This is a genomic window from Fundidesulfovibrio magnetotacticus (assembly GCF_013019105.1).
GTDB lineage: Bacteria > Desulfobacterota > Desulfovibrionia > Desulfovibrionales > Desulfovibrionaceae > Fundidesulfovibrio > Fundidesulfovibrio magnetotacticus.
Map to the genome: position 1 here is coordinate 109,601 of NZ_BLTE01000009.1, position 22,484 is coordinate 132,084.

Genomic DNA, 22,484 nt, shown 5'->3' on the forward strand with positions numbered 1-22,484 from the left:
CTAGCCTGTTCCGCCAGGTCACGAGGGGTGTTTCCCATGGCGTTCCCGGGCCGGGGACCGCGCATCCTGGCGACGGTCATGGCCTTGTGCGCGGCGATCCTGGCGCTGAACGCCCCGGCGGTTTCCCGGGCGGCCGAGCCGCCCTCCCTGGCGCTCACCTCCGAGGAACGCGCCTTCCTGCATGAGCACCCCGTGCTCAGGATGGGCGTGGGCGTGGCGTTCCCCCCCTTCCAGTTCGTGGAGAAGGAGGCCGAGACCCGGGCGTTCCGGGGCGTCGCGGCGGACACGGTCAAGCTCCTGGAGGCGCGCCTGGGCGTGCGCATGGAGCCCGTCTGGGACATCACCTTCGCAGAGGCCCTGCAGATGGGCAAGACCGGCGGAATCGACCTCTACCCCTGCCTCTCCCGGACCGTGGAGCGCGCCGAATACCTCGCATTCACCGCGCCTTACCTGTCGTATCCGCTGGTCATCGTCAGTCGCGCCTACGGGCCGTTCATCGGGGCCGTCGAAGACCTCCAGGGCCGCAAGGTCGCGGAGGTCGAGGCCCTCGCCACCATCAGCAAGGTGCGCAACGAATACCCCGGGCTGGCGCTCGACTACGTTTTCGTGGCGGATGCGTCGGCCATGCTGGAGGCCGTCTCCTTCGGCAGGGCCGAGGCCTGCATCGTAGACCTGGCCGTGGCTTCCTACCTGATCAATGAGCTTGGGCTCACCAATCTCAAAGTGGCCGCTCCCACACGCTGGGGCGACAACCCGCTGTCCATGGCCGTGCCCAAAGACCGGGCCATCCTGGCGGGGATTCTTCAGAAGGCCCTGGCATCCCTCACGTTCGAGGAAACGGACGCCATCCGCCAGCGCTGGATGGGGCTCGGCTATTCCTCCCTGGTGAGCCCGGTGCTGTTCCGGCGCATCCTCTGGCAGGGCGGGGGGGCCGTCGTGTTGGTGGTCGGGGTGATCCTGTGGTGGAATCGCCGCCTGCACCGGGAAGTGGAGGTTCGCACGCGCGCCGAGGAGGCCTTGCGGGCCTCCGAGGAACGAATGCGCAGCGTGGTGGAATCCTCTCCCATGGGCATGCACTTCTTCAAGCTGGAGGACGACGGCAGGCTGGTGCTCACGGCGGCCAACCCCGCCGCAGACGACCTGCTGGGCATTGAGCACGCGAAGCTTCTGGGCCTGGGGATCGAAGAGGCTTTCCCAGGCGTGGCGGGGACGCCCGTGCCGGAGATGTACCGTCAGGTCGCCCGGGGCGAGACCGGCATGCGCTCCTTCGAGATGCCCTACAAGGACCGCTCCATCGACGGGACCTTCGCCGTGTACGTCTTCAGGACGGGCGAGGGGGCCGCCACCACGCTCTTCGCCGACGTCTCCGAGCGCAGGCGCATGCAGGACCTGATGATCCAGACAGAAAAGATGATGAGCGTGGGCGGGCTTGCGGCGGGCATGGCCCACGAGATCAACAACCCCCTGGGCGGCATGCTCCTGGGCGTCCAGGTGCTCAAGCGACGCCTGACCAGCGACTTGCCCGCCAACGAGAAAGTTGCCGCGCAGGCGGGCTGCACCTTCGAGGACGTACGGCGCTACATGGAAAGGCGCGACATCCTCCCCACGCTGGAAGCCATTCGGGAGGCCGGGGTCAGGGCCGCGCAAATCGTCTCGAGCATGCTCGAATTCAGCCGTAAGGACGCTGCGGGCTTCGCCCCGGCCCGGATGGAGCACCTCCTGGACAAGACGGTGGACCTCTGCTCCTCGGACTACAACCTTCGCAGGAAGCACGATTTCAAGAGCATCCGCATCCTCAGGGAATACGACCCCGTCCTGCCGCCCCTGCCCTGCCTGGAGAACCAGTTGCAGCAGGTGTTCCTGAACCTCTTGACCAACGCGGCCCAGGCCATGGCCCAAACCCCCTCGCCCACCCTGACGCTGCGCACGGCGCGCGAGGAGGACCGGGCGCGCATCGAAATCGAGGACAACGGCCCCGGAATAACGCAGGAGGTGCGTAAGCGGCTCTTCGAGCCCTTCTTCACCACCAAGCCGGTGGGCATGGGCACTGGTCTGGGGCTATCGGTGTCCTACTTCATCGTGGTGCACCACCACGGCGGGACCATCGACGTGGAATCGGCCCCGGGTGCGGGCACACGCTTCATCATCCGGCTGCCCCTGGAGCAGGCCCGGGCGGACGCCGCCTGAGCGGGCGCGCCAGGGCGGCCGGAGACGCGGCTGCGGAGAACAAGCATCTTGTTCCCGGAACGGAACCAATGTTTTTTTTCGGCTCACTCCGACACTGCGCAAGGAGCGACTCCGGAAACGCGCGGTTAATCCGGCAGGCCCCGGGCGCGCAGGGCCTCCCTCTGCTCCGGCGAGAAGAGGAAGCTGTCGGCGGGAGGCAGCCCCCGGGCCGCCAGGTGGTCCTGGAAGATGTCGTGGTAGGTCTTGGCCGAGGCGTCATCCATGGAAAGCTGGAGGAGCGCCGCCGTGGAGGCGATGGTCTCCGGCGTCCCCTCGATCTCCACGAACTCCCCGAAGGGCAACAGATCCAGGCAGACCTCGGCGTCGGGCAAAGTCCACACCTCGCGCACCTTCTCGTAGCGCAGACGCTCCACGTAGCCCAGGCCCGAGAGAATGGCGCGCATGGCCTCGAAATCGGCCACGCGGGTCTCAACCTCCTCCATGGCCTTCACACCGGCCGGAGCGCCCGCGACGGGTTTTTTCCACGTAAGGGTGAAGGCCTCGCCGCAGCGGCGCAGCCGAAGCAGCTCCCCCCGGGAGCGCAAGCGGCCCTCCGGGGTGTCGAAGACGATGTTGGCCTCGAAACGCGGGGGCTTGCGCAGGCTGGCCGCGCCCTCCAGGGCGCGACGCATGGCGGCGAGGGACTCAACGGCGAACTTGGCTTCCAGCTCCCGGGCCACGGCGCGCCCCTATGCCGCGCAGAAGCGCAGCACTTCCCGGGCGATGTCGTCCAGCGACATCACCTTGTCCACGCCGCCCAGCTTGATGGCCTCCTGGGGCATGCCGAACACCACGCAGCTGGCCTCGTCCTGGGCGATGGTATAGGCCCCGGCGTCCTTCATCTCCTTGAGCCCCGTGGCCCCGTCGTCGCCCATGCCGGTCATGATCACGCCCACGGCGTTCTTTCCGGCGTAGCGCGCCCCGGAACGGAAGAGCACGTCCACGCTGGGCCGGTGCCGACGCACGAGGGGGCCGTCCTTCACCTCCACAAGGTAGCGAGCCCCGGAGCGTTTGAGGAGCATGTGCTTGTTGCCCGGCGCGATGAGCGCCTGGCCGCGCAGCATGGAGTCGTTGTCCTGGGCCTCCTTGACGGTGATGCGGCAGATGGAGTCCAGGCGCTTGGCGAAGGCGGCGGTGAAGTTCTCGGGCATGTGCTGCACGATGGCCACGGCGGGGCAATCGCGCGGGAGGGCCTCCAGGAACACGCGCAGGGCCTCGGTGCCTCCCGTGGAGGCCCCCACCAGGATCACCTTCTCGGTGGTGCCGAACATGGCCTTGCCGGTGGGCCCCGGCAGCACCGCGTCGGCGGAGAGCTTGGGCTGCACCTGGATGGCGGCTGCGGGCTGGCGCACCCTGATCCTGGCGCGGGCGGCGGCCTTCACGGAGTCGCAGAGGCGGATGCGCGATTCCTCGATGAACTGCTTGGCCCCCACCTTGGGCTTGGTGACGATGTCCAGCGCCCCGTACTCCATGGCGCGCAGCGTGGCCTCGGACCCCGATTCCGTTAGCGTGGAGCAGATGATCACCGGGATGGGGTGCTGGGACATGATCTTGCGCAGGAACGTGAGCCCGTCCATCTTGGGCATCTCGATGTCCAGGGTGATCACGTCCGGGACTTCCTCGGCGATGTGCCCGGCCGCCTGGAAGGGATCTGCGGCGGTTGCCATCACCTCGATGTCGGGGTCGGAGGAGAGGATTTCGCTCAGGGCCTGGCGCACCAGGGCCGAATCGTCGACGATGAGTACGCGAATCTTGCCGTTTTTCACTGGTGGGTCCTTGTGGCCGCCCGGATTGCGCCCACGAAACGGCGCAAACGCCCGGGCCGGGCCGGAAATGCGCTGGGGCGCGATGGTCGGGGGATCAACGGCATGGGCGGCCCGGCGCTAGATTCTCTTGTACACCGTAGGGGCCACGGGTTCCAGGGGCAAATTCATACCGGTTATGGATTCCGAATGGCCGATGAACAGGTGTCCCCCCGGCCCCAGGCACTGGCAAAACCGCGAGAGGAGGTTTTCCTGGGTCTTGCGGTCGAAGTAGATGATCACGTTGCGGCAGAAGATCACGTGCATGGGTTTGTCGAAGGCGAACTCCTCCATGAAGTTCAGGCGCTCGAAGCGGATGTGGGATTTGATCTCCTTGGAGAAGCGGATGAGCCCCTCGCAGGTGTTCTTGCCGCGCAGCATGTAGCGTTTCTTGTACTCGAAGGGCACGCCCTTGACCCGTTCTTCGGGGTAGGTGCCGCTCATGGCGCGCCGGAGCACCTGGGTGGAGATGTCGGTGGCCAGGATGGAAAAATTGAAGCCCTGGTTGCGTGCCATGAACTCCGAGAGCACGATGCTCAAGGTGTAGGGCTCCTCGCCCGAGGAGCAGCCCGCGCTCCACAGCCGGAACGGCCCTGCGCCCGCGCGGCGCGCGAACTCCGGGAGGACGCGGTTGGTGAGCACGTCGAAGTGCTTGGGCTCGCGGAAGAACTCCGTGGTGTTGGTGGTGACGGAATCGATGAGGTTGATGAGCTCCAGTTCGATGCCCCTGGGCGTGAAGAGGTAATCGCAATAGGCGTCGTAGGAGCTGAGCCCCAGGGTGCGCAGGCGCTTGTGCAGCCGCGCCTCCAGCATGGTCTTCTTGGCCGTGGAAAGCTTGATGCCGCATTCGGAATAGATGAACTCGGCCAGGCGGTTGAATTCGCGGTCCGTCAGACTGCGGGGCCGCAGCACGCCCTGGGGGGGCGCCGGGACTGAGAGTTGGGCCGTCACAGGGCGTCTCCCCGGGCAAGGCGCGCGATGCGCTTGACGTCGAGTATGAGCGACATGGTGCCGTCGCCCTGGATGGTGGCTCCGGAAAAGCCTTCCAGCCCGCGAAACATGGGGCCGAGGCTCTTGATCACGGTCTGGTGCTCGCCCACCACCTGATCCACCACCATGCCGAGGCGCGAGCCCTCCACCGTGAGCACCACCACCTGTTCGATGGCCGGAGCCTTGCCGTTGAAACCGAACCACTCGCGCAGGCTCACGTAGGGAACCACCTCGCCGCGCAGGTTGATGGTGCGCCGCCTGTCCTCGGGGTTCTGGGAGGCGCGCTCAAGCTCCACGCACTCTTCCACCAGGTCCAGGGGCATCACGTAGCCCTGGTCCGCCACGCGCACCTGGAGCCCGTCGATGATGGCCAGGGTCAGCGGCAGGCGGATGGTCACCGTGCTGCCCCGCCCGGGGACGGAATCCAGCTCGATCTGCCCGCGCATGGAGTTCACCACGCGCTTGACCACGTCCATGCCCACGCCGCGCCCCGACACGCTGGAGACGGTGCGCGCCGTGGAGAAACCGGGTTGGAAGATGAAGTCCAGGATCTGCCGGTTGGAGTATTCGGCGTCCGGGGCCATGAGCCCGCGCTCCACGGCCTTGGCCCGGACTTTCGCCGGGTCGATGCCCCGGCCGTCGTCCTCCACGCGGATGACCACATCGCCGCCGGAGTGTTCGGCCTCCAGGCGGACCGAGCCGCGCCGCGGTTTGCCGACGGCCTCGCGCTCGGCAGGGGGTTCCACGCCGTGGTCGATGGAGTTGCGCAGAAGGTGCACCAGGGCGTCGCCCAGGCGGTCCAGCACGGTTTTGTCCAGTTCGGTGTCCTCGCCGGAGGTCACGAGGTCGATCTCCTTGCCGGTTTCGGCGGAGAGGTCGCGCACGAGGCGGCGGTAGGTGCCGAAGGTGGAGCCGATGGGCAGCATGCGGATGGACAGCGTGGAGTCGCGGATTTCGTCGCTCAGGCGTTCGAGCTGCTCCGAGAGCGTGAGCATGAGCGGGTGGCCCAGTTCAGGTGCGATCTGACGGATCTGGGCCTGCACGATGACCAGTTCGCCCACCAGATCCTGGAGCACGTCGAGCTTTTCGGCCGAGACGCGCAGGCTGGCCGAAACCTCGGGCCTGCGGCCCTCCTGGCGCTCGCGCATGAGGTTCTGCTCGGCCAGCGCCGCATCCACGGACTTGCCGGGCAGAAGGCCCTCCTCGGCGAGGATCGCGCCCAGGCGTTTCTGCCCGCGCAGCGCCTGGCGCAGCCCCTCGGGCGAGACGTCTCCCCGGTCCACCAGAATTTCGCCCAGGCGCAGGATCTCGGTGTCGGCCGATGCGTCCAGGAGGGTTATCTCCACCTGGCATTCGTCCTCCACGAAGAGGAAGATGTCGCGCAGGGAGGCCTCGGGGGCGCTGGTGGTGACGAGCGCATCCCACCAGACGTGGCAGTCCTCGGGCTCGAGGTCTTCCAGGGGGGGGATGTCTTCCAGATGGGCGAACAGCTTGACGCTGCCCTTGGCCGCCAGGTCTTCCAGGAGGTAGGCGGGGTTGTTGCCGGTGGCGTAGATGCCCTTGCTGGGCCGCAGGCGCACGCGGTAGACGCGCTCTTCGCCTTCGGTGCAGCCCTGCCCGGGGGTCTCCTGGAGAAGCACCCCTGGGGCCTGCTCCTGGGCGGCGGCGCCGGCCACTCTCTTGGACAGGGCGTTGAAACGATCAAGAATGGCCATGCCCTGGGGCACGAAACGCGAGAGGTCTTCGCCGTCGTTCTCCAACAGCACCTTGACGTGATCCTTGGAGGCCAGGGTCACGTCGAGCAACTCCTTGGTGACGGACATCTTGCCGGAGCGCACGAGGTCGAACACGGTCTCCACTTCGTGCGTGAAGTGGGCAACGTCGTCGAACCCGAACATGGCCCCGGAGCCCTTGAGGGTGTGCATGGCCCGGAACACGCGGTTCACGGTTTCCATGTCGCCCGGGTCCTCGTCGAGTTCCAGCAGGGCTTCTTCGAGTTCCGAGAGGAGGTCTGCTGCCTCGTCCCGGAAAGCTTGGCGGTGGGTGTCTTCCATTGATTGCGGCCCGGCTTGGCCAACGGCCGTCAGCGCAGAACCTTCTGCACCACGGCCAACAGTTGTTCGGGCTTGAAGGGCTTCACGATCCAGCCGGTGGCCCCAGCGTCCTTGCCTTCCTGCTTCTTGCCCGGCTGGGACTCGGTGGTGAGCATGACGATGGGGATGAACTTGTACGCAGCCTGGGCCCGGATGGCTTTGATGAGCTGGATGCCGTCCATGTTGGGCATGTTCAGGTCGGTGACGACCATATCCACCGAACCTTTGAGTTTGGACACGGCATCCTTGCCGTCCACGGCCTCAATCACCCCATAGCCTGCGTTCTTCAAGGTGAAGGCCACCATCTGCCGCACGCTGGCCGAGTCATCCACGGTCATGATCGTCTTCATGCATTCACTCCAAGTCGAAAGTCTGTTCAAAATCCACGAGGGAAATGCCCAGGGCGCCCGCAGCACTCAGAAACTGCTCCGGGAGAGGGCCCTTGAGGCTCACTCTGCGCTTGACCTTGCGGGCCTGGGCGGCAAGCGCGAAGAGCAGCTGAAAAAACGGCAATCCCGGCTGAGCAACTTGGCGCAGGTCGAGCGTGAGACGGGCAGGCGCCCGGCCCAGGGCGTCCTGCAGCGCGGCTTTGAGGCCGCCGCCGTCCGCCAGGTTGAACTCGCCGGAGAGGAGCAGCAAGCCCTCGCCGTCCGCGCCCGATTGGAATTCGTGTTGGCCCATCCCTTTCGCGCCCGCCTCAGAAAAGTTCCACGTTGTCGTCGCCGTCGCCGCCGGAGTCGCCGCCCCCCGCGCCCAGCACGTTTTCATGCACGAGGCGCTCTGCGTCCATGGTGTAGCGGTCGAGCATCTGGCGCAGCCTGGGAGACTGGGAGTAGACCGCGCCCGGGGGCAACGCGGTCTCCAGACCGACAACCAGTTCGTCCACGGTCCGGCCCGCCGCCGACAGGGAGGCCATGAGATCGTGCTTGAAATCGAGCATGCCCAGGGCCGCAGTGATGTGTTCCGAAAGTTCGCCGCCCAGTTTGCCCACGAGCTGGGCCTTGGCCGAGGCCTGCTCTTCCAGCGTGCGCAGGGTGGTCACCTCGCCGTCGAGGGCCTCCACCGCCTCCTCGAAACCCTGCACGTGCGAGTGCCCGCCCGCCCGCGCATCCACGGCGAGCGAGGCCTGGTCCACGGAGCCCAGCAGTTCCATGATGCGCTCGGTCTGGCTTCTGGCGTCCACCGAGAGCTTCTGGATCGCGGAGGCGAGCACGCCCAGGGGCTTGCCCTCATCTCCCGTATGGGCCGCCTTGACCGATGCGTTGATGGCGATGAGTTCGATTTCCGAACCAACCTCCTCGATTTCCGCAACGGAAGCGGTCATGTCCGCGATGGAAGCGCCAACGGCCTGCATCACTTGGGACATGCGCTGTTCAAGGCCATGATATTCTCGCATGGAGGCCGCGATGTGGCGCACTTCCTCCTCGATCTGGCCCAGGACGCTGCGGCCGCCCTTGCTGGCAAGGGAGCGCGCCCTGTCCGCCATGGAGGAAACCAGGCTGCTTATGCCCTCCAGGCTCGAACGCACCGTCTGCAAGGCCCCCTCGAACCGCGTGCCCGCGTTTTCCAGTTGGGAACGCTGCAGGGCCAGGACGTCCTTCACCCAGCCGCCCAGCTCGTTCCAGTCGGCGGCGTCGTGTCCGCCCGAGGAGAGCGGGCCGTCCTGGGCCATGACCCTGGCTTCGTCCAGGGCCTCGCCAACGTGCTCGAGCTGCTGGCGCACGATGTCGTGAAACTGCATCGAGAGCACGGCCTCGGAGACGTTCTCCAGCACGCGCCCGGCATCTTCGGAGATGCCACCCGCCGTCACGCGCGAATGGGCCATGAGCTCTTCCATGGCCTGGAGATCGGCCCGGAAGAGCTCCACGACCGACTGCGAGCAAACGCTGCGCGACTGCGCCATCTCCTCGATGTTGCGATGGGCCAGGGTGCACTGGTTCGCCAGGCTTACGGCCATGCCCAAGATCTTGTCGGATGCGGATTCGATTTTCCCGGCGAGCTTCTCGACGTCGTCGGCCAGGGTGGCGAAGCCCAGCCCCTTGCCTCCGATGCGGGCGCTCTCGATGCGGGTTGCAATGCCCAGCATGGTCAGGTGTTTCACCAGACGGCTGAAATCGCGCATGATGTTGGAAAGGCTGACGCTGACTTCCGCGATCTTGGCCAGCCCGGCGGCGTCTGCCTCTGCGGCGTTGTTGCCACAGGCTCCGCCCACCACCTCGAGCGACTCGCGCAACGTGGAGGCCGCCCGCAGGATATCGTCCCCGGAAGTGATCTCGGCCAGCTCCGAGGCCTGGCGGGCAACCTCGGCGGCCCGGTAGTTGAACCCTTCCAGTTCGCGCCCTAGCCTCAGGAATTCGTTTTCCAGAGAATGAAAGGCAGCGAGAAAGGGCGCGCCCAGCCCTTCAAGGTGCTGAACGCAGCGTGCGGCTGCCAGCTGTATTTCGCCGTCCACCGGCTGTTGATCCTGGGGCTGGGACATGCGCCCTCGCAGGGGTTGTCGCGCTATCGGTTAGCAGTCGCCTGAATGCCGCCTGGGACGATCAAAATGGACGAAATGCTCATGAAACAGTCTTTTGACCCAGGACGCGACGAAAAGCAAGTCAACCATGGACCGATCGACGTTATGAAAGGACAAGATCGTCTGCAGGACTGCAGGAGCGGGACGGCATTACTTCCGCGCGCCGTCATCCTGTCGGACGGGATCATCCCGGTCCGGCGCGGAGGGGGCGGGCGCCTGCTCGCCGCCCGGGGCTTCCTCCTCTTCCTGGCCGGATTTCTTGCGCTTGCGCACATACCAGACCGTCAGGCCCACCACGGCGGCCGCTCCGAGGATGTACATCTCGATGCGGTGCACGTCCTTGAGCACGCTGGCCACCACGGTACCGAAGAAATAGCCCGCGTAGCCGAAGCTCACGGCCCACACGAAGGCCCCTATGGCGTTGAGGGCGAAGAACTTGAGGCCGGAGATGTCCGTGGTGCCCAGGATGAAGGGCGTGAGGTTGCGCACGCCGTAGAAGAAACGGAACGTGAGGATGAGCACTTCGTGGAAGCGGTCCAGCATCTTGTGGACGCGCGCCACGCGCGATTTCCATTTGGGGCGGTTCTCCACGAACTGGCGTCCCTTCCAGCGGCCCACGTAGAAGGCCGTCTGGTCGCCAGAGAGGCTGCCCGCGAAGGCGGCAAGGATGCACAGCCACAGGTCGAGCTGGCCGCTGAAGGCCAGGAACCCGGCCACCAGGAGGATGGTCTCCCCCTCAAGGAACGTGCCCACGAACAAGGCGAGATAGCCGTAATCCCGGATGAGCCCTTCGAGCATTTCAAGCATGGCGTCAGAGAACCTGCCTCGGAGTGATTTGCCGGACAACGCGGGTGGGTTCTGGGAAGCGCTGGAGATTGCTGACGCAATGAACGCGCCTGGCAGCCCGACCTCGTTCGTGTGGCGAAGGAACTTCCCGCCGCACGGAGAACCCGGCCTCGGTTGATTAAGCGCATGCAGGCAAAGTGTCCACTGTTTTGCACGCAGCGCAACGGTTGCCATCCCCCACTCTTTGCACTACCTGCCTCGAAGATGTCCCCCAGACTGTCCGCAGGTTTGCGCCCCTACCGCTCCACGGTGTTCGCCTCCCTGGCTCTGGCCTACATGCTGGTGACCTTCCACCGGCTCTGCCCGGCCGTGACCGCCGTGGACATGATGCGCGACCTCCATGCGGGAGGGGGCCTCATCGGCGCGCTCTCCGGGGCTTTCTTTTACTCCTACGCGCTCATGCAGCTGCCCGCGGGGCTGCTGGCCGACTCCTGGGGCGCGAGAAAGGCCACCTCGGCCTTCTTCCTCGTGGCCGCCGCCGGGGCCGCGTGCATGGGGCTGGCCCCGGACGCCGGATGGGCCATGGCCGGACGCGTGCTGGTGGGCGTGGGCATGTCCATGATCTGGGTCTCCACGCTGAAAACCCTGGCCGAATGGTACCGCCCCGAGCGCTTCGCGGCCATGACCGGGCTCCTGGTGGCCTGCGGCGGCCTGGGGTCCCTGCTGGCCTCGGCGCCTCTGGCCTGGGTCGCCCAGACGGCCGGGTGGCGCAACGCCTTCCTGGGCCTGGCGGTGGTGAGCGTGTGCGTCTCCGCGCTGCTCTGGCTGGTGGTGCGCGACACCCCCGCCCAGGCCGGATTCAAGGGCCAGGACGCGCCCCACGGCCTGCCCCCGGGCCGCCAGGCCCTCTGGCCGGGCGTGCGCGCCGTGCTCTCCAACCGTTGGGGCTGGCTCCTGGCGGCCTGGCTCCTTTTGGACAACGGCGTCTTCTTCTCCCTGGCCGGGCTCTGGGCCGGACCGTACCTGAGCCACGTGCACGGGCTGCCCCCGGGAGCCTCGGGACTGGCCCTCTCCATGTTCTCCGTGGGTCTCATCACCGGGGGACCGCTCATGAGCGCGTTCTCCACCCGCCTGCTGAAGAGTCGTAAGAAGGCGCTTGCGATCTGCGCTGGCTGCCTGAGCGTCCTGATGGGGGTTTTCTGGCTCCTGCCGGACGGCCTTCCGGTCCCGGCCGTCTTCGCCCTGTTCTACCTGGTGGGAGTCACGGGTGGGGCCACGCCGGTGGTGGCCTTCACCTCGGTAAAGGAGCTCTTCCCGGTGTCCCTGGCGGGCACGGCGGTGGGAATCATGAACAGCTTCCCCTTCGTGGGCGGCGCGCTCTTCCAGCCCCTGCTGGGAGCCGTGCTGGAGGCCAACGGCCGCGACGCCTCGGGAGCCTTCACGGTGGAGGGCTACCGCACGGTGTTCCTGGTGCTCTTCGTCACGGCCCTCCTGCTCACGGCCGTGTGCCTGTCCCTCAGGGAAACCTACCGGCCCCAAGGACGGTGAGCCCGACGCTGACGCGGGAGGCTACCCCCCGCCTAATCCGGCAGACGCTTGCCGCAACCAGTTCATGACGCTCCAGGACTGGTCGCGACAGGCCTCTGAGGCCAGACGCATGCCGCATTCGCAAAGGGCGGCCCCCCCGGCGCGGCGCTCACAACCGGACGCTCCCCCCCGGGAAGGCTCGCGGGAGATTCCCCGCCGGACGCGCCCGACCGCCCGACGACGCCTCCAATGCGCCACATGCAACAAGAAGAGGCCCGGCATTTCTGCCGGGCCTCTTCTGAGGCTGCTGATAAAGTCGGCTTTGCGGCTTTCTCGGCAGCCCTGCGCGAAGCGCAGCCTGGAGCAGGGCGGCTTTGCCGCCCGTAAGCGTATCTCACAAACCCCGCTTCGGGGTTTGTCATCAAGCAGAGAAGAGGCCCGGCATTTTTGCCGGGCCTCTTCTTATGGATGGTGCCGAAGGGGGGACTCGAACCCCCATGGGCTGTCGCCCGCCACCCCCTCAAGATGGTGTGTCTACCAGTTCCACCACTTCGGCAAATATCGACTATTTGGGCTGCGCGGGAGACTCTTTGGCCTCCTCGAACAGGTTGGGGCGCTTGTTCTCGGCCGGAGCAGCCTGCTGCTCCACGGGGGCCTTGTCCATCACCGAGGCCTCGGGCTTGCGCCCCTGGCTGATGAGGATGTTGTACCCCAGGGACGTGGCCAGGAACAGCGCGCCGAATCCGGCCGTCAGCTTGACCAGGAGCCCACCGGCTCCGGTGCTGCCGAACACGGAGCCGCTGCCTCCCCCGAAAATCACTCCCATGCCTTCCTTGCCGGACTGCAACAGCACGAGCAGCACAAGGGCCAAGCAGGCGATGACGTGTACGGTGGCGATGAGCGTATCCAATTTTTACTCCGATGTCTTGCGCTTTCAAGCACCCTTTCAGGCCGCCGCGATCTTGGCGAAGCTTTCCGCGCTCAAGGAGGAGCCTCCTACCAATACTCCGTCCACGTTGTCAAGCAGGATTATTTCATTTGCGTTCTCCGGCTTCACCGAGCCTCCGTACAGGATGCGCATGGAAGCCGCAGAGGCGGCGAATTTCTCGGCCAGGACACCCCGCACCAGGGCGTGCGCGTCCAGGATCTCCCGGGGCCCGGCCGTAAGGCCCGTGCCGATGGCCCACACCGGCTCGTAGGCCACCGTAAGCCGTTCCGGGGCCACGCCCGGGGCCACGCCCGCGAGCCCGGCCTCCATCTGGCGGCGCACCACCTCTTCCAGGCGTCCCGCGTTGCGTTCCTCAAGGGTCTCGCCCACGCACAGGATCATGGACAGGCCCTTCTCCAGCCCGAAAGCCACCTTCTCGCCCACGAAGGCGTCGGATTCGCCCAGGATGTGGCGGCGCTCCGAATGCCCGGCCAGGGCGTAGGCGCAGCCCGCGTCCAGGAGCATCTCCGGCGCGATTTCCCCCGTGAAGGCCCCCTGGGCCGATGGGTAGAAGTTCTGCGCGCCCAGGGCGAAGCCTTTGGCCTTCTTGAGGGCCTTGCGAACGCCGCGCAGGGCCGTGAACGGCGGGATCAGGAGCACCTCGCGCCCTTCGGGGGCCGCGCCGTCCAGGAGCTTCACAAGGGCGGAAGCCGTTTCCTTGGCCTCGTCCTTGAGCTTGTACATCTTCCAGTTGCCGGCCATGAGCTTTTTCATTTGCCGTACTCCCTGAGCGCCTTGAAGGCAGGCAGCTCCTTGCCTTCCATGAATTCCAGAGACGCGCCGCCGCCGGTGGAGATGAAGCTCATCTTCCCCGCAAAGCCCGAGGCCTGCACCGCCGCCGCCGTGTCGCCCCCGCCTATCACCGTCACCGCGTCCAGCCCGGCCAGGATGCCGGCCACGCCCATGGTGCCCGCCGCGAAGGCCGGGTTCTCGAACGCGCCCACGGGGCCGTTCCACACCACGGTTTTGGCGTCCTTCAGGGCCGCCGCGTAGGCCTCCACCGATTTCGGCCCCATGTCCAGGATCACCGCTTCGGCGGGCACCGCCTCCACGGGACAGGTCCCGGCCGGGGTCATCTCGGCCAGGGGCTTGCCCGCGTCCAGCGAGATCACGGCGTCCACGGGCAGCACGAAGTTCACGCCCTTGGCCTTGGCCAGGGCCTCGATCTCCCGGGCCTTGGCCAGCAGGTCGTTTTCCACGAGGGACTTGCCCACCTCCAGGCCCCGGGCCTTGAAGAAGGTGTTGGCCATGGCCCCGCCGATGAGCAGCGTGTCCACCATGCCCAGGAGGTTGGTGAGCACCGCCAGCTTGGAGGACACCTTGGCCCCGCCGGAGACGGCGGCGAAGGGACGCGCCGGGTCCTGCATGGCCTTGCCCAGGTAGTCCCACTCCTTCTTGAGCAGCAGTCCGCCGCAGCAGGCCGCCATGTGGGCCGCAGCCCCGGACACCGAGGCGTGGGGACGGTGGGCCGTGCCGAAGGCGTCGTTGACGTACACCTCGCCCAGCTTGGCCAGGGACTTCGCGAACTCGGGGTCGCCCTTTTCCTCGCCCGCGTGGAAGCGCAGGTTCTCCAGCATGAGCACCTCGCCGGACTTGAGCGCGGCGGCCATGGCCTCCACCTCGGGCCCCACGCAGTCGGGGGCGAAGGCCACGGGGCGTCCGAGCAGCTTCGAAAGCCTGCGCGCCGCCGGGGCCAGGGAGAACTTGGGATCGGGCACGCCCTTGGCCTTGCCCAGATGGGAGCACAGCACCAGGGAAGCGCCCTTGGAGAGGGCCAGCTCCAGGGTGGGCAGGCTGGCGGTGATGCGCCCGTCGTCGGTGATGACGCCGTCCTTCATGGGCACGTTGTAATCCACGCGGACCAGCAGGCGTTTGCCTTGGATGTCCATTTCGTCCAGGAATCGCATGGGCATGGGGATGCTCCTTTGCCGTGGTGTGTAAAGCGTTCAGCCGGGCTGACCGGTTTCGAATTCCAGGCGCATGACGATGGCGTCCTCGCGGTTGTCGGGGTAGTAGCCCTTGCGCACGCCCACCTCCTCGAAGCCGAAGGCCTCGTAGAGCCTGCGGGCCGCCGCGTTGGAGCGCCGCACCTCCAAATACCCACGTTGAATGCCCATTTTGCGGCAAAGTTGCAACACGTGGGCGAGCATTCTCCGGCCCAGCCCCATGCGCCGCAGGTCCGGGCGCACGGCGATGTTCAGAATCTCCATCTCGAAGTCCGAGGCGAAGAGCGTCAGGTAGGCGGCCAGGCCCTCGTCGTGATGCAGCCCGAAGACCCGGAAGGGCGGGTTGTCCATCACGGTGCGGTACTGCTTGGCGTTCCAGGGCACGGCGAAGCAGAGCCTCTCCAGCTCCACCAGGCCAGGGATGTCGGCGGGGCCAAGGCGCACGGGCGCCCCCCCGGGCAGGGGGGGGGGGCGGCGGGCGCCGGGAGGGGCGTCTTGTCCGTGGGAGCGGGTCATGGCAGGATGGCGTCCGTCACATTGTTTGCAGGGAGTTTCATGAGCACGCAGCAAGCTGGGCACGGGACCGAACTGGTGGAGGTGGTGGACCTTGCGGGCCGCCCCCTGGCCCTGGTATCGGCCTGGGAGGCGCATCGTCAATCCTTGCCGCACCGCGCGGTCCTGGTGGTGTTCGCGCCGGAGCGCGACAAGGTGCTGCTGGGCAGGCGCGCGGCATCGGCACCAGCCTTTCCCGGCCGCTGGGACCTCACCGCGCGCGGCCACGTGCGCCCGGGCGAGGCCGTGCAGGACGCCGCCCGCCGCCTGGCGGACCGCCACATGCCGGGCCTGGCCGGAGCGCCCCGGTTCCAGACGGCGCTGCCGCCCTCCCCGGCCACGGACTTCGAGGCCCTTTCGGTGTTCCGCTGCCAGGCGCGCGAGATTCCCGAAGCGGCCGGGAGCGAAACCCTGGCCGTGGACCGCGAGGCCCTGTCCCATCTGGCCCTTGAATTCCGCGACCTCCTGGCCCCCGAGGTGCTGCAGGCCTTCGAGGCGGGCATCCTCTTTCCCGGGGACTGACCCGGCGCGGCAAGGGGAGCCCATCGCTCGTCCGGTCGCCCTGCCTCGGTCCGGTCCGTGAAACGAACGCGCCGCCCGAAGGCGGCGCGGATTCACGTCAACTTTCCGCAGGCCGGCCCGGTCAGGCCAGGAGCCCGGCGGCCGCTTCGTGCAGCGGCCCGTTGGAGGCCAGCACGGAGCGCGAACGCAGGTGGTAGGCCTGGGCGGGATCGAAGGCCGTGACGCGCCCGCCCGCCTCCTCCACCAGGAGCCATCCGGCGGCGGTGTCCCAGGGTTTGAGCCCGACCTCGTAGAACACGTCGAAGCGCCCGGCGGCCACGTAGGCCAGATCGATGGAGGCCGCGCCGGGACGGCGCACGCCCTGGGTGTGCACGAGCATCTTTTCCAGCCAGTCCATGAGCTCGCGGATGTCCTCGCGCACGGTGTAGGGGAAGCCCGTGGCCACCAGGGCGTCCTCCAGGCGGTCCACGGCGGAGACGGCCAGGGGGCTGGCGTTAAGGAAGGCCCCGCCGCCCGCCACGGCGTGGAAGGTCTCGCCCAGGGCCGGGGCGTGCACGATGCCCAGCACGCTTTTCCCGCCCATCCACAGGGCCACGGACGTGGCCACGAAGGGCAGACGGTGGGCGAAATTGGTGGTGCCGTCCAGGGGGTCCACGATCCAGGTCAGTTCTCCGGGGTCGAGGCTAGCGGCCGATTCCTCGCCCAGGAACGTGGAACCGGGCAGCAGGCGCGAGAGGCTCTCCTTGAGGGCCTCCTCCACGGCCAGGTCGGTCTCGGTGACGAGATCGATGCGCCCCTTGCGGCGCACGTCGCTGGGGGCGTCCCAGTTGTTCAGGACGATGCGCCCGGCGTCGGCCACGGCGGCCAGGGCGTCGCCGACCAGGAGGGCGAGGTCTTGGGCGTCGAGTCGCATCAGTTGATGAAAACCTGCTGGTAGTTGCGGCGGTACTCGATGGTCTTGCCGGTGCCGCGCACCACGGTGGTCAGGGGATCGTCGTCGAGCATGACGTGGAGCTGGGTCTCCTGGCCGATGAGCCGGTCGAGCCCGCGCAGGAGCGAGCCGCCCCCGGCCAGCAGGAGCCCGCGCGAGGCGATGTCCGCCACCAGCTCGGGCGGGGTCTTCTCCAGGGCCTTGCGCACCGCGCCCACGATGATGGCCACGGGGTCCTTGATGGCCTCGCGGATGTGCCCGTCGTTGACCTCCACCATGCCCGGCGTGCCCGTGACCATGTTCTTGCCCGCCACCTCCATGGTGAGCGTCTCGGGCAGGGGCATGGCGCTGCCCACGCGGATCTTGATCTGCTCGGCCATGTTTTCGCCGATGAGCAGCTGGAACTGGTCCTGCATGTAGCGCTGGATGGCCTCGTTGAGTTCGTCGCCCGCCACGCGCACGCTTTCGGCGTAGGCCACGGCGGAGAGGGAGATCACGGCCACCTCGGTGGTGCCGCCGCCGATGTCCACCACCATGTTGCCCACGGGTTCCTCGATGGGCAGGCCCGCGCCGATGGCCGCGGCCATGGGCTCCTCGACCAGGCGCACCTCGCGCGCCCCGGCCTGCTGGGCGCTCTCGATCACCGCGCGCTTCTCCACCTGGGTGATGCCCGTGGGCACGCAGATGACGATCTTGGGCTTGGTGATGCGAAACCCAGTGATCACCTTGCGGATGAAGAAGGCGATCATCTCCTTGGTGACCTCGAAGTCGGCGATGACGCCGTCCTTCATGGGGCGGATGGCGCGGATGCGGTCCGGGGTGCGGCCCAGAAACTCCTTGGCCTCCTTGCCCACGGCCACCAGGTTGCCGGTGCGGGCCTCGATGGCCACGACCGAGGGCTCGTTGAGCACGATGCCCTCGGCCGACGTATAGAGAAGCGTGTTGGCGGTGCCCAGGTCCATGGCCAGGTCTTTGCCGAGGAAGCGGAAAAGTCTGTCGAAGATCATGCGAGGCCCGTTGCTTGAGAGTTGGAACCATTCGGAACCGTCAGGTTCTACGGCCAGGGCGAAAAAATGTCTACGCCCCTCGTTTGGCCAGGCGGGCCTTCAGGTGCAGATTCTCCAGAAACAGGGAGAGTTGCGCCGCCACGGCGGCGGCGAATTCCTTGAGCTGCTCCCCGGCCGCCTCCTCGCGCCCGGCGAACACCAGCACGGCCCGCGTGGCCCGGCCGTAGCCCACCGGCTGGCAGACCACGCTGCGGAACACCGGCGCCGAGGCCTGTGCCCCGAAAAGACGGGCCGGAGTGGTGTCGCCATCCAGGGCGTGGACAGGAGCCGCGTTCTTGAACACCCAGCCGATCATCCCCCCGCCCAGGGGGAACGAGGCCGGGGCGGAGTGGGCGAAGAGCGGCTGGCTCGCGCCTTCCACGAAGAACGTGCCGGACTTCTCGTCGCCCACGGCCAGGAAGCAATGCCCCAGCCCCGTGGCGCGCGAGGCCAGTCCCAGCAGTTCGCGCAGGAAGTCGGCCCATTTGGGATGTTTCCAGGGAAGCGTGGCCATCTGGCGCTGGGCCTCGCTGAGCCTGGCCTCCAGGGCGTCTGCGGCAAGGTGGTCGCGCTCCAGGTAGAGCGTGGAGACGAGCCGGGCGAACTCGGCCAGGATCTTCTGGTCCTTGTCCCCGAAGCCGTGGATCTTCTTGGAATCCAGGCAGAGCGCCCCGGCCATGCCCTCCAGGGGCACGCCCAGGAAGGCCCTGATCTCGCTCTCGGCGCTGCCCGCGTAGTAGCCCAGCACGCCGCGCTTCTGGTCGAAGTTGCTGATCACCAGGGGTTTGCCCTCGCGCACGATCCAGCCCGTGAGCCCCTGGCCCGGCGAGAGGACCATGCCCTGGCGCACGTCGTCGCCAAGGCTGAAGGAGGCGGCCAGGCGGCAGTCCGGAGAGCCCGGCACGGGCAGGAAGAGCACCGCAGAGTAGCTGTCGAAGACGTTGCAGACCAGCTGGAGAACCCGCGAGAAGACATCCTGGCGGGACATGTCAGCCTTTGCGGCAGCTCAGGAAGAAGGCGACGGAACGATCGAAACTCTTTTCCTGTTCGGCGGTGAAATAGCAGGCGGGGAGCTGGTCCTTGGCGCGGTGGTGGGCCACGCACTGGCAGCAGTTCCCGTGGCGGGGGCAGCCCGGATAGGTGCAGGGACAGTCGGCGGCTCCCGAGGCCTGTCTGGCGCAGGCTTCGCTCATGGCGTGGCTCCTTGGCTCTGCTTCTGGTTTCCCCACCTTGACAGAGCGGGGAAAAGCATTTGATATGGAAATCTTTGGGCAGCAAGGGGGCACGGACACCGCGTCCCGACCTCTTCCCGCGCCCAGGGTGGTAGCCCAAACCGGGCCGTTTGGAAAGACGCCCGGCCAGACCCGAGAACGCCAACCGCTGCGAACCGGAGACCCGCGATGTCCTTCAACTGGGAACAGGCCTTCTGCGACGCCACAGGCCCGAGCGGCTTCGCCGCGCGCGCACGCGACGTGAAGAACGGCGACCTCCTGGCCCTCAAGGACTTCCTCGACCTGGTGCACGCCAAGCACGCCCTCCTGGAGCCCTACTTCACCACCAAGAACTACCCCGTGGTGGAAAACCGCGAGCTGCTCCCTTCCTTCGAGGTGGACCTCTACGAATACAAGGAGCTCCCGGGCTTCTCCATGGTGGTCCTGCCCAGGCGGCTGGCCTATTTCCAGGAAATCTTCCAGTACGACATCCTCCACTCCCCGGAGAGCGTCCCCGAGGCCGAACGCAAGGCCAACCCCGCCCTGGCCGAGCGCATCCGGCAGACCAACCTGAACGCCCTCACCCTGCGCATCCCCAAGCAGGACCAGGACCGCTTCCGCCAGCGCCACCAGGGCGCGGACATCACCTCCCTGGAGAACTACCCGGAGCTTTTGCCAACCCTGCTGCACATGGAGCGCGCCCACGTGCTGGCCCTGGACTCCGCCGACCGTTTCACCCTGGCCGGGGTCTACAGCTCGTTCCCCTCCTACCTGGACACGGAACTCAAGCAGTTCGGCCTGCGCATCGGCAAGTTCAAGGCCGGGGACGACGCGCTCTACGAGCGCAACCGCCTTTTCGTCTACCAGTTCCTCATGGAGCTCTACGGCTTCCCCATCGTCTCCGAGCGGCGCACCTCCGCCGCCATGTTCGCCCGCAGGCTCCACCGCTCCGGCGAAAGCTTCCTGGTGCGCGTGCTGGGCCAGTCCGACCGCACCATCACCACGCTCTATTCCCATCCCGACGCCAAGCACTACCCCCGCGTGGAGAAGCTCGCCCTGGTGAGCGTGCACGAACACTTCAAGGACACCGTGAAGCTCCTGCGCGAAGGCGGCTACTTCGTCGACGAGGAGCGCCGCGTGGTGGTGCTGCGCGTGGTCTACAACCAGCACAAGTACGACCCGGACAACGTGCGGCAGGACCGCGCCCTCTCCGTGGTGCGCCAGGAAGTCCTCCACCCCGTCACCGGGGTGGCCCTCTCGGGCCTGAACATCATCAAGGACTCCTACTCCATGTTCCTGCGCCTGAACGACATCGTGCGCGGGGAGTACCACGGCAGGGTGGTCTACAAGCGCCACGAGATCGTGGAGGGCACCGAGACCGACGAGAAGCGCCTGAAGTTCCTCCACTGCTGGCTCACCAAACACCAGCGCAGGATCATCAGCTACTCCGACGATTTCTACGCCAACGTGGTCAAGGTGCTCGACGGCTACCTGCTCTCGCCCGACAACTACGAGCGCTTCACCCCCATGCGCGGGCTCCATCAGGAAGTGTGGAGCAAATACAGCTACATCCAGCAGGCCCGCAAGGTAAAGACCCTCGAAGACCTCCTGGGACGCCGCCTGCGGGGCCAGAAACTCTCGTACCTGGCCATGCTCTCGCAGTTCACCGAGATCGTCTCCGACCTCAAGTTCGAGATGGCCAACTACTTCCACGAACTCGTGGAACGCGTCCTCAAGATGGGTGACACCCTCCTGCAGGACCGCTACATCCAGAAGAACTTCGTGGGCCGCAAGGACGAGGAACTCTCCCCCTACGGCCAGCAGATCAAGAAAATGTACGCCAGGCTCGTCTCGCTCCTCGACGAGTTCGAGCGCATCCGCAAGCTGCGCACCGAACCGCCCCGCGCGCAGCAAGCCGTCACCCTCTAATCCCCCTACGGAGTCGCCCTGTGGAAACGCTCCTCGTCACCCCGCTCAACGCCTGGCACAAGGCCCACGGCGCCAAGATGGTCCCCTTCGCCGGATGGGAGATGCCCGTCCAGTACTCCGGCATCATCGCCGAACACGGCCACTGCCGCACCCGGGCCGCCATCTTCGACATCTGCCACATGGGCGAATTCAGCCTCAAAGGCCCGGGCGCGAAGAACGCCCTGGCCGCCGCCGTCACCCAGAACCTGGACACCCTCGCCCCCGGCAAGTGCCGCTACGGCTTCCTGCTCAACGAGCAGGGCGGCGTGCTGGACGACCTCATCGTCTACCGCATAGCCGACGAGGAGTTCATGCTCGTGGTCAACGGCGCCTGCACCGCTTCGGACTTCGCCACCATCAAAGGCCGCCTCCCCGCCGGACTCGCCTTCGCCGACATCTCCGACAACACCGCCAAGATCGACCTCCAGGGCCCCAAGTCCTTCGAGGTGCTCGCCCGCGTCCTCCCCGGCGAATGGAACACCCTGGGCTACTTCAGCTTCCGCAAGACCGCCTTCGACGGCGCGGAAATCATCGTCAGCCGCACCGGCTACACCGGCGAACTGGGCTACGAGTTCTACCTGCCCGCCGACAAGGCCCAGGCCCTCTGGGAAAAACTCGCCGCCGACCCCGAAGTGCTCCCCGCCGGACTCGGCGCGCGCGACACCCTGCGCCTGGAAATGGGCTACCCCCTCTACGGGCAGGACCTCGACACCGAACACACCCCCGCCGAGGCCGGCTACGACGGCATGCTCGGCTCCGCCGCACCCTTCACCGGCAAGGCCCGCGCCTTCGACGTGCGTCGCAAGCTCGTCGCCCTCTCCATCGAAGGACGCCGCAGCGCCCGGCACCACGACAAAGTGCTCGACGGCAACGGCAAGGAAGTGGGCGTGGTGACAAGCGGCTCCTTCTCCCCCACCCTGGGACACTCCATCGCCCTGGCCTACCTGGATGCCCAGGCCGCCGAGGCCGACGGCTTCACCGTCCAGGCCGCCAAGGCGCAACTGCCCGCCAAGAAGGTGGACCTGCCCTTCTACAAAGGCGGCACCGCCCGGGCCAAGCTGAGCTGAGCGCCGCGGGAGCCCATGGCGCGTGCGGCAGGCCGTCGGGGAAGAGCCTCCGGCGGCCAAAGGGCTACGCCCTTTGGAATCCCTTTCCGCTTCGCGTCGATGAGCGATACGACAGCTGCGGGACGGCGGGCCGTCGGGGAAGAACCGTCGGCGGGCAAAGGGCTGCGCCCTGGAAATCCAGCGTTGCTTCGCCGTGTTGGCCTGCGTTTCCGGCAGGGGCCCTACGCGCGGGCAGGGCGGGACCGGCTGGAGAACCCCGCGTGGCCGCGCCGCATGGCGCGAGGGGCCGGGGCCGCGGCTCGGTTCCAAAG

The 22,484-nt window shown here is 67.1% G+C and carries 21 protein-coding genes and 1 tRNA gene; 5 read left to right on the forward strand and 17 right to left on the reverse strand.

Features of this window, described 5'->3' with window-relative positions; translation table 11 throughout:
* The first annotated feature begins 36 nt into the window (after positions 1-36).
* Positions 37-2,187 (forward strand): ATP-binding protein, encoded by a 2,151-nt coding sequence (locus tag NNJEOMEG_RS10805; RefSeq protein ID WP_173084279.1) that lies wholly within the window; start codon positions 37-39, stop codon positions 2,185-2,187.
* A gap of 125 nt (positions 2,188-2,312) precedes the next feature.
* Here the strand turns inward: NNJEOMEG_RS10805 and NNJEOMEG_RS10810 are convergent, their stop codons facing one another.
* From NNJEOMEG_RS10810 to NNJEOMEG_RS10845, 8 genes are all read right to left on the reverse strand, one after another.
* Positions 2,313-2,906, reverse strand: coding sequence for a class IV adenylate cyclase (locus NNJEOMEG_RS10810; RefSeq protein WP_235956932.1), 594 nt, complete (start codon positions 2,904-2,906; stop codon positions 2,313-2,315).
* Positions 2,907-2,915: 9 nt separating this feature from the next.
* Positions 2,916-3,992 carry a protein-glutamate methylesterase/protein-glutamine glutaminase gene (locus tag NNJEOMEG_RS10815; RefSeq protein ID WP_173084281.1) on the reverse strand — a complete coding sequence of 359 codons (1,077 nt, stop codon included), beginning with the start codon at positions 3,990-3,992 and terminating at the stop codon, positions 2,916-2,918.
* A gap of 117 nt (positions 3,993-4,109) precedes the next feature.
* Positions 4,110-4,979 carry a CheR family methyltransferase gene (locus tag NNJEOMEG_RS10820; protein WP_173084283.1) on the reverse strand — a complete coding sequence of 290 codons (870 nt, stop codon included), beginning with the start codon at positions 4,977-4,979 and terminating at the stop codon, positions 4,110-4,112.
* Entirely contained in the window at positions 4,976-7,072 is a 2,097-nt protein-coding gene (locus NNJEOMEG_RS10825; RefSeq protein ID WP_173084285.1) for a chemotaxis protein CheA, read from the reverse strand. Before NNJEOMEG_RS10825 ends, NNJEOMEG_RS10820 begins: the two co-directional genes overlap by 4 nt.
* Before the next feature lie 29 nt (positions 7,073-7,101).
* Positions 7,102-7,461, reverse strand: coding sequence for a response regulator (locus NNJEOMEG_RS10830; RefSeq protein ID WP_173084287.1), 360 nt, complete (start codon positions 7,459-7,461; stop codon positions 7,102-7,104).
* Between the two features lie 4 nt (positions 7,462-7,465).
* Positions 7,466-7,792 (reverse strand): STAS domain-containing protein, encoded by a 327-nt coding sequence (locus tag NNJEOMEG_RS10835; RefSeq protein ID WP_173084289.1) that lies wholly within the window; start codon positions 7,790-7,792, stop codon positions 7,466-7,468.
* Positions 7,793-7,808: 16 nt separating this feature from the next.
* Positions 7,809-9,590, reverse strand: a complete 1,782-nt coding sequence (locus tag NNJEOMEG_RS10840) for a methyl-accepting chemotaxis protein (RefSeq protein ID WP_173084291.1) — start codon at positions 9,588-9,590, stop codon at positions 7,809-7,811.
* A 189-nt stretch (positions 9,591-9,779) separates the two neighbouring features.
* Positions 9,780-10,436 (reverse strand): DedA family protein, encoded by a 657-nt coding sequence (locus tag NNJEOMEG_RS10845; protein ID WP_173084293.1) that lies wholly within the window; start codon positions 10,434-10,436, stop codon positions 9,780-9,782.
* A gap of 243 nt (positions 10,437-10,679) precedes the next feature.
* Here NNJEOMEG_RS10845 and NNJEOMEG_RS10850 point away from each other — a divergent pair, with 243 nt between their 5' ends.
* Positions 10,680-11,963: an MFS transporter gene (locus NNJEOMEG_RS10850; protein WP_173084294.1), complete on the forward strand. Its 1,284-nt coding sequence runs from the start codon at positions 10,680-10,682 to the stop codon at positions 11,961-11,963.
* A 448-nt stretch (positions 11,964-12,411) separates the two neighbouring features.
* Here the strand turns inward: NNJEOMEG_RS10850 and NNJEOMEG_RS10855 are convergent.
* The 5 genes from NNJEOMEG_RS10855 to rimI form a co-directional block, all read right to left on the reverse strand.
* Positions 12,412-12,498 (reverse strand) — tRNA-Leu (locus NNJEOMEG_RS10855).
* 9 nt (positions 12,499-12,507) lie between these two features.
* Positions 12,508-12,852: a preprotein translocase subunit SecG gene (secG, locus tag NNJEOMEG_RS10860; protein WP_173084296.1), complete on the reverse strand. Its 345-nt coding sequence runs from the start codon at positions 12,850-12,852 to the stop codon at positions 12,508-12,510.
* A 36-nt stretch (positions 12,853-12,888) separates the two neighbouring features.
* Positions 12,889-13,644: a triose-phosphate isomerase gene (gene tpiA, locus NNJEOMEG_RS10865; protein WP_173084298.1), complete on the reverse strand. Its 756-nt coding sequence runs from the start codon at positions 13,642-13,644 to the stop codon at positions 12,889-12,891.
* Positions 13,641-14,843: a phosphoglycerate kinase gene (locus NNJEOMEG_RS10870; protein ID WP_173084300.1), complete on the reverse strand. Its 1,203-nt coding sequence runs from the start codon at positions 14,841-14,843 to the stop codon at positions 13,641-13,643. The genes tpiA and NNJEOMEG_RS10870 overlap by 4 nt, the downstream gene beginning before the upstream one ends.
* A gap of 33 nt (positions 14,844-14,876) precedes the next feature.
* The gene (gene rimI / locus NNJEOMEG_RS10875) at positions 14,877-15,320 is read right to left on the reverse strand and encodes a ribosomal protein S18-alanine N-acetyltransferase (RefSeq protein ID WP_173084302.1); all 444 of its coding nucleotides are present in this window, start codon (positions 15,318-15,320) and stop codon (positions 14,877-14,879) included.
* A 111-nt stretch (positions 15,321-15,431) separates the two neighbouring features.
* Between rimI and NNJEOMEG_RS10880 the strand changes: the two genes are divergently transcribed.
* The gene (locus NNJEOMEG_RS10880; RefSeq protein WP_173084304.1) at positions 15,432-15,950 is read left to right on the forward strand and encodes an NUDIX domain-containing protein; all 519 of its coding nucleotides are present in this window, start codon (positions 15,432-15,434) and stop codon (positions 15,948-15,950) included.
* A 121-nt stretch (positions 15,951-16,071) separates the two neighbouring features.
* On the opposite strand, the gene NNJEOMEG_RS10885 is transcribed toward NNJEOMEG_RS10880, so the two are convergent.
* The 4 genes from NNJEOMEG_RS10885 to NNJEOMEG_RS10900 form a co-directional block, all read right to left on the reverse strand.
* Complete coding sequence (locus NNJEOMEG_RS10885; protein WP_173084306.1) at positions 16,072-16,863, reverse strand: inositol monophosphatase family protein; 792 nt, start codon at positions 16,861-16,863, stop codon at positions 16,072-16,074.
* A complete protein-coding gene (locus NNJEOMEG_RS10890; RefSeq protein ID WP_173084308.1) occupies positions 16,863-17,888 on the reverse strand; it encodes a rod shape-determining protein in 1,026 nt (341 codons plus the stop codon). The genes NNJEOMEG_RS10885 and NNJEOMEG_RS10890 overlap by 1 nt, the downstream gene beginning before the upstream one ends.
* Positions 17,889-17,958: 70 nt before the next feature.
* Positions 17,959-18,915 (reverse strand): GAF domain-containing protein, encoded by a 957-nt coding sequence (locus tag NNJEOMEG_RS10895; protein WP_173084310.1) that lies wholly within the window; start codon positions 18,913-18,915, stop codon positions 17,959-17,961.
* A gap of 1 nt (position 18,916) precedes the next feature.
* A complete protein-coding gene (locus tag NNJEOMEG_RS10900) occupies positions 18,917-19,120 on the reverse strand; it encodes a DUF6485 family protein (protein WP_173084312.1) in 204 nt (67 codons plus the stop codon).
* A 207-nt stretch (positions 19,121-19,327) separates the two neighbouring features.
* Here NNJEOMEG_RS10900 and NNJEOMEG_RS10905 point away from each other — a divergent pair, with 207 nt between their 5' ends.
* Together NNJEOMEG_RS10905 and gcvT are read left to right on the forward strand one after the other, a co-directional pair.
* A complete protein-coding gene (locus NNJEOMEG_RS10905) occupies positions 19,328-21,067 on the forward strand; it encodes a hypothetical protein (protein ID WP_173084314.1) in 1,740 nt (579 codons plus the stop codon).
* 20 nt (positions 21,068-21,087) lie between these two features.
* A complete protein-coding gene (gene gcvT / locus NNJEOMEG_RS10910) occupies positions 21,088-22,173 on the forward strand; it encodes a glycine cleavage system aminomethyltransferase GcvT (protein WP_173084316.1) in 1,086 nt (361 codons plus the stop codon).
* Positions 22,174-22,484 lie beyond the last annotated feature (311 nt).

Bases quoted from the DNA above. Each gene is read 5' to 3' on its own strand.
- NNJEOMEG_RS10830 (WP_173084287.1), bottom strand. From the start codon at position 7,461: ATGAAGACGATCATGACCGTGGATGACTCGGCCAGCGTGCGGCAGATG.
- NNJEOMEG_RS10870 (WP_173084300.1), bottom strand. From the start codon at position 14,843: ATGCCCATGCGATTCCTGGACGAAATGGACATCCAAGGCAAACGCCTG.
- NNJEOMEG_RS10840 (WP_173084291.1), bottom strand. From the start codon at position 9,590: ATGTCCCAGCCCCAGGATCAACAGCCGGTGGACGGCGAAATACAGCTG.
- NNJEOMEG_RS10885 (WP_173084306.1), bottom strand. From the start codon at position 16,863: ATGCGACTCGACGCCCAAGACCTCGCCCTCCTGGTCGGCGACGCCCTG.
- NNJEOMEG_RS10805 (WP_173084279.1), top strand. From the start codon at position 37: ATGGCGTTCCCGGGCCGGGGACCGCGCATCCTGGCGACGGTCATGGCC.
- tpiA (WP_173084298.1), bottom strand. From the start codon at position 13,644: ATGAAAAAGCTCATGGCCGGCAACTGGAAGATGTACAAGCTCAAGGAC.
- NNJEOMEG_RS10890 (WP_173084308.1), bottom strand. From the start codon at position 17,888: ATGATCTTCGACAGACTTTTCCGCTTCCTCGGCAAAGACCTGGCCATG.
- NNJEOMEG_RS10850 (WP_173084294.1), top strand. From the start codon at position 10,680: ATGTCCCCCAGACTGTCCGCAGGTTTGCGCCCCTACCGCTCCACGGTG.
- NNJEOMEG_RS10845 (WP_173084293.1), bottom strand. From the start codon at position 10,436: ATGCTTGAAATGCTCGAAGGGCTCATCCGGGATTACGGCTATCTCGCC.
- NNJEOMEG_RS10825 (WP_173084285.1), bottom strand. From the start codon at position 7,072: ATGGAAGACACCCACCGCCAAGCTTTCCGGGACGAGGCAGCAGACCTC.
- NNJEOMEG_RS10835 (WP_173084289.1), bottom strand. From the start codon at position 7,792: ATGGGCCAACACGAATTCCAATCGGGCGCGGACGGCGAGGGCTTGCTG.
- NNJEOMEG_RS10905 (WP_173084314.1), top strand. From the start codon at position 19,328: ATGTCCTTCAACTGGGAACAGGCCTTCTGCGACGCCACAGGCCCGAGC.
- NNJEOMEG_RS10880 (WP_173084304.1), top strand. From the start codon at position 15,432: ATGAGCACGCAGCAAGCTGGGCACGGGACCGAACTGGTGGAGGTGGTG.
- NNJEOMEG_RS10895 (WP_173084310.1), bottom strand. From the start codon at position 18,915: ATGTCCCGCCAGGATGTCTTCTCGCGGGTTCTCCAGCTGGTCTGCAAC.
- NNJEOMEG_RS10900 (WP_173084312.1), bottom strand. From the start codon at position 19,120: ATGAGCGAAGCCTGCGCCAGACAGGCCTCGGGAGCCGCCGACTGTCCC.